This is a genomic window from Woronichinia naegeliana WA131, assembly GCA_025370055.1.
Classification (GTDB): Bacteria; Cyanobacteriota; Cyanobacteriia; order Cyanobacteriales; family Microcystaceae; genus Woronichinia; species Woronichinia naegeliana.
Window position 1 is genome coordinate 174,549 of record CP073041.1, and the last position, 14,232, is coordinate 188,780.

At 42.1% G+C, this 14,232-nt stretch carries 15 protein-coding genes and 3 pseudogenes; 12 read left to right on the forward strand and 6 right to left on the reverse strand.

The window, feature by feature from the left end; genetic code table 11:
* Positions 1–164: 164 nt before the first annotated feature.
* Both KA717_00885 and KA717_00890 read right to left on the reverse strand, forming a co-directional pair.
* A pseudogene (locus KA717_00885) lies at positions 165–1,289 on the reverse strand (IS5 family transposase).
* Between the two features lie 169 nt (positions 1,290–1,458).
* Positions 1,459–1,671 (reverse strand): annotated as a pseudogene (locus tag KA717_00890) (IS5/IS1182 family transposase).
* A 128-nt stretch (positions 1,672–1,799) separates the two neighbouring features.
* On the opposite strand from KA717_00890, the gene KA717_00895 reads away from it, so the two are divergent.
* A complete protein-coding gene (locus tag KA717_00895; protein ID UXE61580.1) occupies positions 1,800–2,168 on the forward strand; it encodes a transposase in 369 nt (122 codons plus the stop codon).
* A gap of 24 nt (positions 2,169–2,192) precedes the next feature.
* Here KA717_00895 and KA717_00900 read toward each other — a convergent pair whose 3' ends face one another.
* The 3 genes from KA717_00900 to KA717_00910 all read right to left on the reverse strand — a co-directional run bounded on the left by KA717_00900 (position 2,193) and on the right by KA717_00910 (position 3,395).
* Entirely contained in the window at positions 2,193–2,591 is a 399-nt protein-coding gene (locus tag KA717_00900; protein UXE61581.1) for an IS1 family transposase, read from the reverse strand.
* Between the two features lie 74 nt (positions 2,592–2,665).
* Positions 2,666–2,794, reverse strand: a complete 129-nt coding sequence (locus KA717_00905; protein ID UXE61582.1) for an IS1-like element transposase — start codon at positions 2,792–2,794, stop codon at positions 2,666–2,668.
* Positions 2,795–3,200: 406 nt separating this feature from the next.
* A complete protein-coding gene (locus tag KA717_00910; GenBank protein UXE61583.1) occupies positions 3,201–3,395 on the reverse strand; it encodes a hypothetical protein in 195 nt (64 codons plus the stop codon).
* 94 nt (positions 3,396–3,489) lie between these two features.
* Here KA717_00910 and KA717_00915 point away from each other — a divergent pair, with 94 nt between their 5' ends.
* From KA717_00915 to bioF, 4 genes are all read left to right on the forward strand, one after another.
* On the forward strand, positions 3,490–3,762 hold the full coding sequence (locus KA717_00915) for a hypothetical protein (protein UXE61584.1): 273 nt from the start codon (positions 3,490–3,492) through the stop codon (positions 3,760–3,762).
* A 7-nt stretch (positions 3,763–3,769) separates the two neighbouring features.
* Positions 3,770–4,162 carry a PIN domain-containing protein gene (locus KA717_00920; protein UXE61585.1) on the forward strand — a complete coding sequence of 131 codons (393 nt, stop codon included), beginning with the start codon at positions 3,770–3,772 and terminating at the stop codon, positions 4,160–4,162.
* 112 nt (positions 4,163–4,274) lie between these two features.
* Positions 4,275–6,893 carry an ATP-dependent chaperone ClpB gene (gene clpB / locus KA717_00925; protein ID UXE61586.1) on the forward strand — a complete coding sequence of 873 codons (2,619 nt, stop codon included), beginning with the start codon at positions 4,275–4,277 and terminating at the stop codon, positions 6,891–6,893.
* Positions 6,894–7,100: 207 nt separating this feature from the next.
* Positions 7,101–8,219 carry an 8-amino-7-oxononanoate synthase gene (gene bioF / locus KA717_00930; GenBank protein ID UXE64514.1) on the forward strand — a complete coding sequence of 373 codons (1,119 nt, stop codon included), beginning with the start codon at positions 7,101–7,103 and terminating at the stop codon, positions 8,217–8,219.
* Between the two features lie 130 nt (positions 8,220–8,349).
* On the opposite strand, the gene KA717_00935 is transcribed toward bioF, so the two are convergent.
* Positions 8,350–9,921 (reverse strand): sodium:proton antiporter, encoded by a 1,572-nt coding sequence (locus KA717_00935; GenBank protein ID UXE61587.1) that lies wholly within the window; start codon positions 9,919–9,921, stop codon positions 8,350–8,352.
* Positions 9,922–9,994: 73 nt separating this feature from the next.
* On the opposite strand from KA717_00935, the gene KA717_00940 reads away from it, so the two are divergent.
* The 7 genes and pseudogenes from KA717_00940 to KA717_00970 all read left to right on the forward strand — a co-directional run bounded on the left by KA717_00940 (position 9,995) and on the right by KA717_00970 (position 14,131).
* Positions 9,995–10,597: a DUF3038 domain-containing protein gene (locus KA717_00940; GenBank protein UXE61588.1), complete on the forward strand. Its 603-nt coding sequence runs from the start codon at positions 9,995–9,997 to the stop codon at positions 10,595–10,597.
* Positions 10,581–12,017: a DUF4335 domain-containing protein gene (locus KA717_00945; protein ID UXE61589.1), complete on the forward strand. Its 1,437-nt coding sequence runs from the start codon at positions 10,581–10,583 to the stop codon at positions 12,015–12,017. Before KA717_00940 ends, KA717_00945 begins: the two co-directional genes overlap by 17 nt.
* Before the next feature lie 251 nt (positions 12,018–12,268).
* A complete protein-coding gene (locus KA717_00950) occupies positions 12,269–12,562 on the forward strand; it encodes a helix-turn-helix domain-containing protein (protein UXE61590.1) in 294 nt (97 codons plus the stop codon).
* A gap of 76 nt (positions 12,563–12,638) precedes the next feature.
* Complete coding sequence (locus KA717_00955) at positions 12,639–12,941, forward strand: helix-turn-helix domain-containing protein (protein ID UXE61591.1); 303 nt, start codon at positions 12,639–12,641, stop codon at positions 12,939–12,941.
* Positions 12,938–13,222 (forward strand): hypothetical protein, encoded by a 285-nt coding sequence (locus tag KA717_00960; protein ID UXE61592.1) that lies wholly within the window; start codon positions 12,938–12,940, stop codon positions 13,220–13,222. Before KA717_00955 ends, KA717_00960 begins: the two co-directional genes overlap by 4 nt.
* 102 nt (positions 13,223–13,324) lie before the next feature.
* Positions 13,325–13,845, forward strand: a pseudogene (locus KA717_00965) (transposase).
* A gap of 130 nt (positions 13,846–13,975) precedes the next feature.
* A complete protein-coding gene (locus tag KA717_00970) occupies positions 13,976–14,131 on the forward strand; it encodes a hypothetical protein (protein UXE61593.1) in 156 nt (51 codons plus the stop codon).
* Positions 14,132–14,232 lie beyond the last annotated feature (101 nt).

Genomic DNA, 14,232 nt, shown 5'->3' on the forward strand with positions numbered 1-14,232 from the left:
ATCCTTATGGAAACAAATCAAAATACAGATTTTGTTTAATCTATTGTTCCTTTCTGTCTAAAAAGGTCAACACAAATCACTCCTCACAAAAGAGAGGAAAATTAACACCATTTTTCACAAGAAAAACGACTCTACAACTTTTTACTTTTTGTTTTCTTTTTTGTCTTCTGAAGTAGAGTAGAAAGATTCATTACCAAAAAGTTCATCGCAATTACCGTTTCCGAGGTCTCAGGTAGTTTGGCCATCACTCGACCAAGACTAAATTTCCTCTTTCCCTGTCCGAATTTACCCTCAATGGCATTACGCACTCTTTCATCTGAGCGTGCCTCTTTCTTTTTTTCTTTGCTCACCTCTTTCGGCGGTCTTCCCAATCGGGGACCACTCATTCTTATATCCCTTTCTTTACAATAAGCTCGATTCGCTTTTGTTCGATAGATTTTATCCACATGAACCGATTCCGGATAACATCCTGTTTCCCTTTTATATTCTTCTATTCGCGCTTGTAAATCTCCCGATTCGTTGTAATTATCCCAACTTAATTTGTCTAAGAAGACAAAGCCATTCACATTACTTGCCGATATTTTAGCTCCAAACTCTACTGCTTTTCCCGCTTTTCCACGCACTATTGGACGCACGTGAGGTTGGCTTACACTCACAATTCTGTTTTCTACTTTATTTGTCTTTTTTTCATACATTTCTAACTGTTGCTCATACACTTTTCCTATCGTTACAAGCTCTTCTTGCTCTTTTTTCGTTAGTTTTTCTAACTTTGCTCCCTCTTCTATCATTTTTTCTATATGAGACAAGTTTCTTTTTATATATCCTAGTTGTTTTTTTGTTCCTTTTCTTCTTTCTTTTTTTGACACACGACGTTTTTTTGCTATGGCTAAGTACTCTTTTCTTGCCACTTCCCTATAAGTCCTCGGCTTTTCTTTCCTTTTCTCTTTTATTTCTTCATACAGCTTATCTATTATTTTTTCTGTTTTTTCTCTGGCATCATTCAATATTCCTATATCCGTTGGATATTTTATATCTGCTGGTGTACAAGTCGCATCTAACAATAACTTTCCTTCATTTTCTTTTTTTTCTGACGCTACACCCGTCGCTTTTTTTTCTATTTCTTTATTAATTTTATTTATTAATTCCATTCCTATTTTTTTACGAAAATGAACCATCATTGACGCATTAAATGCTTCTTTGCTACTATAGCTTTCCATTCCTATAAAGTACTGTAAATAAGGGTTCTCTTTTATTTGTTCTACTGTTTCTCTGTCACTTTTTCCTGACTGGAGAGTGCGAAGTTCTCTGTCAGACATTTTGACAAAATGCCTAAAAGCCTTGCATTGAAAGCCTTTCAGCGATTGTGAGTCTGGAAGAGGGGTGAAGGACGTTGGGGGCTGAAACCCTAGTAAACTCGTTGATTTTCCTAGAACTTCGCACTGTCCAGTTTCCTGAAATTTCTTTGATAATTAATGCTCCTAATGCCATTCTAAATGATTTGGCTGGGGCTCCTTTTTTTTCTGTGAAGTTTTTTGCATATTCTTCCTCATATTCTTCCCAGGGAATCATTTTTGACATTTCTATCCAACGATTTTCTTCGTCTAACTGCCCGCCGAACAGATTTTTCAAGTTTTCTGGTGTTTCAATTGAGTACTGTTGCTTTCGGTACATCTGCTTTCTCTCTTCTTAATGCAATGGTTTTGAGGCATTCTACCCTATTTTCGTGCATTCTAGCGGTTCTTAATTCGCCTACTATTTTTCTCCGTAAAGGTCTCAGCTTTTTTCAGCAAGCCCTAAATATGATATGTAGTGGAGATGGTGGTGTCCCTCTCTTTATGCAATTAGGAGATGGCAATAAATCGGATAAAAAGGTGTTTCCCCAGATAATCAAAGACTGTCAAGAAACGTTGAATATGGAAGGTTTATCGGTGATTGATGGAGCTTTTTATACGGCGGAAAATGTGGGCATGGCGAGGTCAATTCAATGGTTAAGTCGTGTCCCTCTGAAAGAAGCCACTGAGACTTTGGCAAATATATCAGAAGACCAATGGCAGCAGGGTGAACAGGACGGTTATCGTTGGCAAGTGAGGGCTTCGGAATATGGGGGTGAACAGCAACGATGGCTTGTGGTCGAAAGTGCTCAACGTCTCCAGTCCGATAATAGGTAGTGTTCTGAATCTGTGGAAGCACATCTAAATAAGACATCCAAATTCAAAGCGATTGATAAATAATCCAAGGACAATATCGTGCATCACAATAGATTTGGAGAAACAAATCGTTTTTCTCGCTAATCTCTTTATTCGAGTTCTTAATGTCAAGTGCTTTCGTTCGATTTTTTGAGTATTATACTTACCCACCTCATGCAATGCTGGCTCAATATGTCGTTCGTAAGCCCCCCATCCATCTGTATAATATTGAGTAATACCAAAAGGTTCTAACAACTCTTTTAGCCTTAGAAATGCTTCGTCTTTGTGACCAGACAAAACATAAGCTAATATCTCACCTGTCTTATGAGCAATAGCGTGCCATAACCATCTTTGCTCTTTTTTGCTCTTCACAAAACCCCACATTTCGTCGAGTTCTGCTTCCACGTCATTCCATTGGCAGAGCGTTACAATACTCTGACTGGGTTCCAGTTCTGCTAGTTTTTTTTCGTTGACGAATACTAAACTAGACTCTTTTTTTTTAGTTCACTAATCACTGTTGATGGACTAATCCTCAGCACACGGGCTGTATCCCTTATGCCACTACCATTCATTGCCATTTCGGCAATCTTTTCCTTTACTTCTGGCAAATAACCTTTATAAGTATAGTTTAAGATAAATGTGCAACGCTTACATTCTGTATTACGATATCTGTAACGCTCTTTCCCCTCCCCAGAGGGGCCGTGTTTCACAATATCCGTACTTTGACAACTTGGGCAAACAATTGCTTTGAATAGCATGGCACACCAATTTTAAGATTTACATTTATTTATTATTACTCTTTTCCACAGGTTTAGAACACGACCAAACTATCGTTAATTTGACCTCCAAACACAAACATATTCTTTCCTTTCTTGGCTCTTCATGTCAAAAGTACTACTTTGTCTCTTGACTTACCTGCGGAATGTGGGCTGCAACGCGATCGCCCCTGAGAACAGTATTAAAATAAGGTCTGCGATCGCGTTGGAGAAGGAAACATATTGATCGGTGATCGTATTATTCGTATTTATCCTCCAAATAATCTACATAATCAGCTAAAGACATTTCTGAATCAGGTTGAATAACGCCTATTAAACTTTTCGTCCAGGGATCGAGGTCTGTCAACTGTTTGCGACTCGGCTTGCGATCTTTTCCTCTGGCAATAAAGGTCAGTTGAGTAAAATCATACTCAGGACGTAAATCATCATCCATATCAAAATTTTGATTCATAAGCTCAATCATTTTTGTTCGTAAGGGAGAGAAAAGTTATAATGATTATATCGTAATTGAAAATTAACGGTTTCCCATGAGTCAGCAATTAACCTTAGAACTCAGTGATGAAGTTTACAACACTTTACAACATCAAGCTGATGCGATCGGATTATCTGTCACCGATTGGATAATCACAAAACTCGGCAACTCTGATAGCGTTGAAAAGCAGTCAACTAACACGCAACAAGAACAAGCAAGGCAACGTTTCAAAAGTCATGCGGGCAGTATCAGTCTAGGTTATGCAACTGGTATAGATAATGAATCTATAGATGCAGACCTGGCAAAGATTTATGCAAATGAGAGTTAAATAACCTATGCTTTTGGATACATCGGGCTTGCTTTGTTATCTTCATTTTGATGAACCCAAACATCAAGAAGCGGTTCAATTTCTTGATAATTATGATGGTAAATTATTAACCCATAACTACATTTTAGCTGAATTAGTAGCCCTAGCAATTGCTCGTCGTTTTCCGCGATCACCAGTCTTAGAATTTTTGTCAGATTTACTCAATGATCCTAATATTGAGACGGTTTGGGTTAGTGAAAAGTTACATAAAGAAGCAATGAAACTGTTGCTTAACAGGGCTGATAAAACCTATTCTTTATGTGATGCCGTTAGTTTTGTCCTAATGAAACAACGAAAGATCACTCACGCATTAACAACTGATCGCCATTTTCAACAAGAGGGATTTATACAGCTTTTATAGCGATTTAAAATTTTAAAAACGGGAAAACCCCACTCGCTTATCGGGAAAACCGTCTTCCAACCCCGCAAATTGCCCCTTACAATAAAGACTGTAATCTCCTATACGAAAGCCTATGCAACCCACCAATCCCAACCAATTTACCGAAAAAGCCTGGGAAGCGATCGCCCGGACACCCGATATAGCCAAACAAAATAAACAACAACAGATCGAAAGTGAACATTTATTTAAGTCTCTCCTTGAACAGGAAGGACTCGGCACAAGTATCTTTAATAAAGCCAATATTAGTGTTCCCAGACTCCGCGATCGCACCGATGATTTTATTAAACGGCAACCCCATGTTAATCAACCCAGTGAATCCGTTTATCTAGGGCGGAGTTTAGACAGTTTATTAGACCGTGCGGAAAATTATCGTAAAGAATTTGGGGATGAATTTATCTCCATTGAGCACCTAATTTTAGCCTATGCTAAAGATGACCGTTTTGGTAAGATTCTCTATCAGGAAATGGGACTTACCGAAGGGCGATTAAAAGAAATTATTCAACAAGTCAGAGGCAGTCAAAAAGTGACCGATCAAAATCCCGAAGGTAAATACGAATCTCTCGAAAAATACGGGCGCGATTTAACCCAATTAGCCCGTGAAGGTAAACTCGATCCTGTGATTGGTCGAGACGATGAAGTGCGTCGTACCATTCAAATCCTATCTCGTCGTACCAAAAATAATCCCGTTTTAATTGGTGAGCCTGGAGTCGGTAAAACTGCTATTGCCGAAGGATTAGCCCAACGCATTATTAACCGCGATGTTCCCGATTCTCTCCGCGATCGCAAGTTAATTTCTTTGGATATGGGGTCATTAATTGCGGGGGCAAAATATCGCGGTGAATTTGAAGAACGACTCAAAGCGGTATTAAAAGAAGTTACCGAAAGTCAGGGTAATATTATTCTCTTTATTGATGAAATTCATACCGTTGTCGGTGCTGGGGCAACCCAGGGCGCGATGGATGCGGGTAACTTATTAAAACCGATGTTAGCGCGAGGAGAATTGCGTTGTATTGGCGCGACAACTTTGGATGAATATCGTAAATATATTGAGAAAGATGCGGCTTTGGAACGGCGTTTTCAAGAGGTTTTAGTAGATGAACCCGATGTGGTAGATACTATCTCTATTCTACGCGGTTTAAAAGAGCGTTATGAAGTCCATCATGGCGTTAAAATTGCTGATAGTGCTTTAGTGGCGGCGGCGGTTTTATCGAATCGTTATATCAGCGATCGCTTTTTGCCCGATAAAGCTATTGATTTAATGGACGAATCTGCGGCTAAGTTAAAGATGGAAATTACCTCTAAACCAGAGGAATTAGACGAAGTTGATCGTAAAATTTTGCAGTTAGAAATGGAGCGTTTATCTTTACAACGGGAAAATGATCCTGCGTCTAAGGAACGCTTAGAAAAACTAGAAAAAGAGTTAGCTAATCTCAAGGAAGATCAATCAAAACTTAATGGTCAATGGCAATCAGAAAAAGAAGTCATTGATAAAATTCGCACTGTCAAGGAAAGAATTGATCAAGTTAATCTGGAAGTGCAACAGGCCGAACGGGATTACGATCTCAATAAAGCTGCCGAATTACGCTTTGGACAATTAACGGAATTGCAACGCCAAGTTAAAACCTTTGAAGACCAATTAGCAGAGAAACAAACCTCTGGAAAATCTCTTTTACGCGAGGAAGTTTTAGAGTCCGATATTGCCGAAATTATCTCCAAATGGACTGGTATTCCTATCAGTAAATTAGTGGAATCGGAGAAAGAAAAACTCTTACATTTAGAGGATGAATTGCACGATCGCGTTATTGGTCAAGAGGAAGCTGTCACTGCTGTTGCCGAAGCCATTCAGCGATCGCGGGCGGGGCTTTCTGATCCCAATCGTCCCACTGCCAGTTTTATTTTTCTTGGCCCTACAGGGGTGGGTAAAACTGAATTAGCAAAGGCTTTAGCCCAAAGTTTATTTGATACGGAAGAAGCCATTGTTCGGATTGATATGTCCGAGTACATGGAAAAACATACGGTTTCCCGTTTAATGGGTGCGCCTCCAGGCTATGTGGGTTATGAAGAAGGCGGTCAATTAACGGAAGCAATTCGTCGTCGTCCCTATTCGGTAATTCTCTTTGATGAGATTGAAAAAGCTCATGGTGATGTCTTTAATGTGATGTTACAAATCCTCGATGATGGGCGTTTAACCGATGCTCAGGGTCATGTGGTGGACTTCAAAAATACCATCATTATTATGACCAGTAATTTGGGTTCCCAATACATTTTAGACCTGGCGGGGGATGATTCTAAATACGAAGAAATGCGATCGCGGGTCATGGAAGTGATGCGGGAAAATTTCCGTCCAGAATTTCTCAATCGGGTAGATGAAACCATTATTTTTCATGGTCTCAAAAAATCGGAATTACGCAATATTATTCAGATTCAAGTTAAACGCTTAGAAGCCCGTTTAACGGAGCAAAAAATTGGCTTGAAACTCTCTGAAGCGGCGGTAGATTTTCTAGCTGATATTGGTTACGATCCGGTCTATGGGGCGCGACCCTTAAAACGAGCTATTCAACGCTATTTAGAAACAGCGATCGCCAAGGCTCTTTTACGGAGTGAATATCAAGCGGGGGACACGATTTTGGTAGGTGTAGAATCTGAACGTTTAAGCTTCAAGCCTCTTTCTAAGGAGTTAATTACCGTCTAATTTTTTTTGCAGGGGCTTAATACTATAAGCCCTTTTTATTGCTCTTTTAAGTTAATTTACGCCAATTCAAAAATAAAGTACATAAACTGGGAGCTTGACAGAAAAAGGCCTTTTGATAAGCTTATTGCATAATACCTACCGAAGAACCAGATTTGACAGGTGGAATATACCGTGAGCAATGATCCTTACCAATGGCTTGATCGGGCTATGCAAACTATTCATAAAGCCGCTTGGTATCGTTCTGTAAAACCGCTAGAAAGTCCCCCTGGCCCCACGATCCAAAGAGATGGCCGATCGCTGATTAATTTTGCCAGTAATGATTACCTGGGTTTGGCCAATGATCCTCGTCTCAAACAAGCGGCGATCACGGCCATTCAAGCCTGGGGAACTGGCAGTACAGGGTCGAGACTATTAAGCGGCCATCGTTCTCTCCATAGTCAACTGGAAACAGCGATCGCGGACTGGAAACGAACGGAGGCAGCCTTAGTTTTTAGTTCTGGCTATTTAGCTAACTTGGGAACCATTACTGCTCTAGTCGGACAGCGCGATTTAATTCTTGGCGATCAATATAATCATTCCAGTCTTAAAAATGGGGCCAAACTCAGTGGCGCAGCCTATCGAGAATATCCACACAATAATCTTGAACAGTTAGCCCAATATTTGCACCAAGAGCGACCCCATTATCGACGCTGTTTAATCCTCAGTGACGGTGTGTTTAGTATGGATGGCGACCTTTGTCCTTTACCTGAAATCATTGCCCTAGCCCAGTCCCATAACTGTATGGTCTTAATTGACGAAGCCCATGCCACCGGCGTGATGGGAAAAACTGGTTCGGGTTGTCGAGAATATTTTCACTGTCAAACTGCCCAGATTGTGCAAATGGGAACCCTTAGTAAAGCTCTCGGTAGTTTAGGGGGTTATGTCGCTGGAACCGCTCAGTTAATTGACTTTTTACGTAATCGAGCAGCCAGTTGGATTTATACCACAGCCCTTTCTCCCGCAGATACCGCCGCCGCGATCGCCGCCATTCAGGTCATTCAACAGGAACCGGAACGATTACAAAATCTCTGGTCAAATGTGCAATATTTTCAAACCCATTTAGCCTCAATTGCCCATAAACTGTTGCCCTCCCATTCTCCCATTCTTTGTGTAGAACTAGATAGCCCCGAACAAGCTCTCGCCTTGGCCCAACAGTTACAAAATCAAGGCATTTTTGCCCCCGCCATTCGCCCGCCCACTGTTCCCACCAGCCGCATCCGTTTCACCTTAATGGCCAATCATACTCAGTCTCAGCTACAACAGGCGATCAAGGTCTTGAAACATTAAGGCAATTGTTAACAGCATTTATATCAACAAGTCCCCCAGAATTGGGGGATTTAGGGGGCTTAGAAAGGTTATTTTCTGCCAGAATTAGAGGATTTAAGCAACTGAGAAAGTTTTTAAAAACAGAAATACCCTAAGAAGAAATGGTTTCTTTCTCAATAAAAATCTCTTGCAATACGGGGGGCAAATCCTGATTTAAACGTCCAGAGCGAATAAACTCAGCATAGGTATCGGCCTCGATATTTAAAAGCGTTTCTTCTAACTGTTCCATCATCAAACTTTCCAAATTAGGATGGGCAAGCTGCTGCTTTTTAAGCTCCTCTTCAATCTGTTTTAATTGTTCTTCCACCAATACTCTTTTCGGCTGATAAAGGGGAGTATTCATATCCCCAGCAAAGGCCAATTTATCCAGATAATCCAAGACTCGCCGTAAAGCAGACTGACGGGCTAACAGTGCCGAGTATTCCTGTTTTAAAGCCTGATCGCCAATCAAGTTAAAACGTTCTAACATCCCTTGAATGGTCAAACCCTGCACCAACAGCGTAAACAGTACCACTCCAAAAACCGTATTAATAATCTCCTGACGTTGGGCCAAAGAGGCCGGTACACTGAGAGCCAGTGCCACTGAAACCGATCCCCGTAATCCTCCCCACCAAAGAACCGTTTGCTCCTTGTAACCGATTTGGGATTTGACTAACCAATTACTGAGTCCACTTAAGCCGAAAATAGTAATGAAGCGAGAGACTAAAACGGCTCCAATGCCAACGCAGATCACCGTCACATTGTCGGCCAAACTAGCCAGTCGAACCTGATCGCCAATTAAGAGAAAGACAATGGAATTGACGAAAAAAGCCAGAAAGTCCCAAAATTCCGATACCAATAAACGGGTGCGGGGATTCATCCCATTGCGTGAGCCATAATTCCCCAAAATAATGCCCACTGTCACCACACCGATGACCCCTGATCCGCCCAATTCTTCCGTAATTAGATAGGTCGCATAGGCAGAAACCAAAGTCAAAGATTGTTCAACTAGGGGAAGATCAAAACGTTGGGTTAGATAGGAAATACCAAAACCAATAATGCAGCCAATTCCCACCCCAATGCCCACAAAGCTAAAGAATAGCGGCAGAATAACGGGTAACGATAATAATTCTGAGCCAAAGGGCAGACTAACTAGCAGCACAAAGGCAACAACGGCAACCCCATCGTTAAATAAACTTTCGCCCTCCATGAGAATGCTTAATTTCTTACTGGCTCCCAATTGCCGAAAGAGACTAACGACTGAAACGGGGTCAGTGGTAGAAAGACTGGCTCCGACTAAAAGGGCGGTGGGTAGGGTTAAGTTGGTGAATTGACTTAAACCAAAGGCGATGATGATGATGGAAATAATGACACCAAAAATGGTGAAAAGGGTGACGGGAAACCAATTCGATTTCAAATCTCGCCAGCGCACGTTCCAGGCGGCTTCAAAAAGCAGGGGGGGGAGAAAAATTTCAAGAATCAATTGAGGTGAGAGATTAACTAAGCGCACATCCACGAAGGCTAGACCTAAACCTACAATGACAAGCAGCAGGGTATAGGGAATTTTGCGTAGCCAAGGAACAATCCGTGAAAGAGTTGCGACCGTAAGAGAAACCGATAAAACGACGACAAATTGCTCTAAATTTTGTTGGATAGCTGCGTCCGCCGCCGATTCAAAACTCATTGATTGCTCCTAATTTGGATGTAGTCCCGTCTAGAATATTGTAATCATGTAGTGTCACAGGAGATTCCCTGGGATGTCGTCTTCGGTTCGCGTTGAGTCGGTTTCCTCTAATTGGCAAGATTTGCCCTTGGTGCATTCCCCCAATGAGGAACAACTCTGTCAGATTCAACGGCGTTTAGATGTTTTGTTTTTGGCGTTGATTGCCCTAACGGAGTTGGAGGTGAATTTAGTTGAGCAAAGTGTACAGGAGTTGCATCTGAAGCATTTTTCCCTAGAACTTGGAACAGCCGAGACCCTTTCCCAGCCTCGCCAATGGGGTTCCTGTCTTGATCGCCCCCTTTCCCTCGAAGCAGCGCGATCTTTGGTACTGATTATTTGTCATTTAGCCCAAAAACATCAGGAACTATTGCGGCGGGCGGTGACGTTGATGGAGCAAATGCAGGAACAAGGAAAGGATGCGGCTAAAACGGCTTTATTGGGAGAGTATTTAGGGCGTTTTCGCGGATTTTATCAAGATTATCAGGCGATCGCTGTAGTGGAAACCAGGGATTGGGAACGGTTTGCATTTAAACAGTTAATTGATTTGATGTTCTATGGTGCGATCAATGGTCATCGCCGTTTATGGTTAGTGTTGTTAGAAAAGGTTCAGGGATGGGGTAATGAAACTGCTGGCTGATCGGGTATTACACCGTTATACACCACCGACTTGTACTTTAGAACTTTGGGCAAAACAATCTCTCTTCGGCTGGCATTCCCCGCATTTTCCCCAGGATTTTCGCTTTGAATTACGTTTTGATGATCCGCGTCTCTCGGAAGATCGTCAAGTAACCGTTAAAGGCGATCGCGTTCAGTTAGATCGATTATGTGATGTGGTTAGTGGTTATATTCAGAATTTTTTAGAGCAAACCTGTAGCCATCATCGGTCGACAAATACACCCTCATCGGCTTGTGTCGCCACTGTCGAACCTTTGCTCTATGCACCGTCTGATTCCCTTTCTTTGACACCCCAGGGATTACTCAGCCATCAATTTTGTTTTGGCCTGCTGGAAAGTCCTTCCCATGTTAACCCCTTAGTCTTGCTGACCACTTCTCAACTGCTCGATCTCACCAATGCCCTAGAAGAATATGGTCGTGACCTCGCACCGAAGTCAGAAGAGCGATCGCCCACAGAAGGAAAAAGTTTTTGGGTTTGGACAGGGGCGGCCCTACTGGGACTCATTGCAGTTGGTTTAGCCGGAGCAGGCCTAAAAGTTTTTTCTCCTCGTTCTGTCGAGGTAGGCAATATTACGCCGATGTTACCGGTTCATACCCAGTTCACCTTTACAGAGATCTTACCGCCCATTCCCCCCGCACCGTCTAAAAACCCACCCTCTAACCCCAGCTTACCCACTAGCCTCGCGCTTCGTGATCCCCTACCGCCTCCTACGACTATTGCCGCCGCCAGTCCTCCTCCTCGTAATCCCACCGTTAATTTAGTGGTTCCTCCCGCTAGAGTTTTACCGCCTCCCCCCGCCGTACCGCCAGCCCCTCCCAGTCAAACCATTATGATCGTCCCAGCAACGGGCAACCCCAATCTACCGCCGCCACCACCAGGCAGTGCGATGGCGAATCCCTTCATTCCGCCTGTCAATTCCCAGGCTAATTTACCTATTTTGCCACCCCAGGGCGCACCAATTCCCAATTTTCAGGGTCAAGTTATCCCCTCTGCCCCCCAGCTTCCCCCCTTGGCCATGAATTCCCAGACTCCCAGCCAATCGGCTCTACCCCCAGGTGTCAAACCGTTAGTTGCCCCCACAAACAATAATACAAACTTGTTAGATACAATTCCCCAGGTAGCAGAAATCAGAAATTATTTTCAAGAGAAATGGCAACCCCCTGATAATTTGAGTCAAACCTTGGAATATCGTCTTCGTATTAAATCCGATGGTTCTCTCGATCAATCTATTCCGTTGGGCAAGGCTGCTAGTCTTTATCTATCCCAAGTGCCGATGCCTAATCAAGGACAAAAATTTGTCTCTCCTTTACCAATGCCAGAAGAACAAACAGTGCGTTTGGTATTAAGTCCGAATGGAACCGTGAAAACATTTCTTGAGTAGGTTTTTGATCGCAAAGCGATAGCCCCTTACCGTGAAGATAAAAAGCTTTCAAGACTCAAAATTGAGAGAGTTTAACTGGTCGGCAACCATCCAAACAGTTTAGCCGCACCACCAATGAGAGCAACAATCAGTGCAACTAATACTCCTCGATTAATAAATTCCTGATTATCTAGTAGTCTAAGGCGTAAGTTAAGATACTATTATTAGGCAACCGATAAAAAGATAAATATAGGTATATAGGAGAAAAAGTCATGCCCCGATTAGCCCCCAAAGAGTTAAAGTTGGAAGCAAAAGAACGAGAACATCTAGAAAAACTGATAAATCGTCATACAACAGAGCAGCAAATTGCCTTAAGGGCAAAAATAGTGCTTCTGGCCGATGAGGGAGAAAATAATCGAGAAATTGCTAGAAAATTAAAAATCAGCCGAAAAATGGCAAGTCAATGGAGAGAAAGATGGATAGCAGGACAGAAAAGTGAAATATACTTGGCAGGTCATGGATTGAGATTTTCGCCCCCTGAATCCCCCAATGCTGGGGGACTTTGAAACCGATAAATAGAGAATGGTTCCCCCAAAACTTGGGGGGCTAGGGGGGCTGAACTAAAAAACGCAAATTATCACCGTGCGAGGTATAGAAATAACAGAAAGAATCAAAGATGCTGAACGTAGTGGAGCACCCGCCAAGTTTAAACGCGAACAAATCTTGAAGTTGTTCAAATTAGCCTGTGATGACCCAAAGAATTATGAGCGTCCGATAAGTCACTGGACAGGACGAGAATTAGCCGAGGAATTAGTAAAGCAAGGAATAGTGGAAAGTATATCTCCTCGACAGGTAGGAAGATTATGGGAAGAAGCAGATATTAAACCCCATCAGTCAGGATACTGGCTGAATCCCCCCCTGACCCAAATTTTGGGGAAAAAGTGAATGATATCTGCCAAGCCTATGAGAGTGCAATTTTAGGAGAGGAAAAGGGAGAAAAGACTATTTCTCTAGATGAAATGACGGGAATTCAAGCATTAGAGCGGAAAGCACCAGACCTTCCGATGTCTCAGGGGAAGATTCAAGGTCGAGAATTTGAATATATTCGTCACGGCACTCAAACGTTAATAGCCAGTTTTGATGTGGCCAAGGGTCAAGTAATCTGCTCTACAGTCGGAAATACTCGCACAGAGGCAGACTATTTAGGGCTTGCTGAAAAAAGCTGAAACCTTTACGGAGAAAAATAGTAGGCGAATTAAGAACCGCTAGAATGCACGAAAATAGGGTAGAATGCCTCAAAACCATTGCATTAAGAAGAGAGAAAGCAGATGTACCGAAAGCAACAGTACTCAATTGAAACACCAGAAAACTTGAAAAATCTGTTCGGCGGGCAGTTAGACGAAGAAAATCGTTGGATAGAAATGTCAAAAATGATTCCCTGGGAAGAATATGAGGAAGAATATGCAAAAAACTTCACAGAAAAAAAAGGAGCCCCAGCCAAATCATTTAGAATGGCATTAGGAGCATTAATTATCAAAGAAATTTCAGGAAAAAGTGACAGAGAAACAGTAGAACAAATAAAAGAGAACCCTTATTTACAGTACTTTATAGGAATGGAAAGCTATAGTAGCAAAGAAGCATTTAATGCGTCAATGATGGTTCATTTTCGTAAAAAAATAGGAATGGAATTAATAAATAAAATTAATAAAGAAATAGAAAAAAAGCGACGGGTGTAGCGTCAGAAAAAAAAGAAAATGAAGGAAAGTTATTGTTAGATGCGACTTGTACACCAGCAGATATAAAATATCCAACGGATATAGGAATATTGAATGATGCCAGAGAAAAAACAGCTGGACAGTGGGAAGTTCTCGAGGCGTGTAAGTGGAGAAAAGAAAATCGGACATCCGATACAAAAGAGTGCCGTTATGTCCGAAACTGGCTGATATAAGAAAATCGATAGCCAGTGCTATCTATCAATTATGCAACTATGTCAGCGACTAGAGCAAATCCTCAATAATCTCCGTCCAGCCTTTAGCCGAGAAGCAACGTTCCAATGGTTTATCCTGTTAGTCTGGGGAGTAGTGCTCAACAGCCAACCCAGCGCAATAACTAGCTATGTCAATGCCATTGGCTGAACAGAGAGCTACTACAATCAGGCTCTACATTGGTTTGATTCCAAGGCGTTTAGGGTCGAAGGACTAACTTTACAATGGTCAAAGTGGCTAAGTCAGCATGA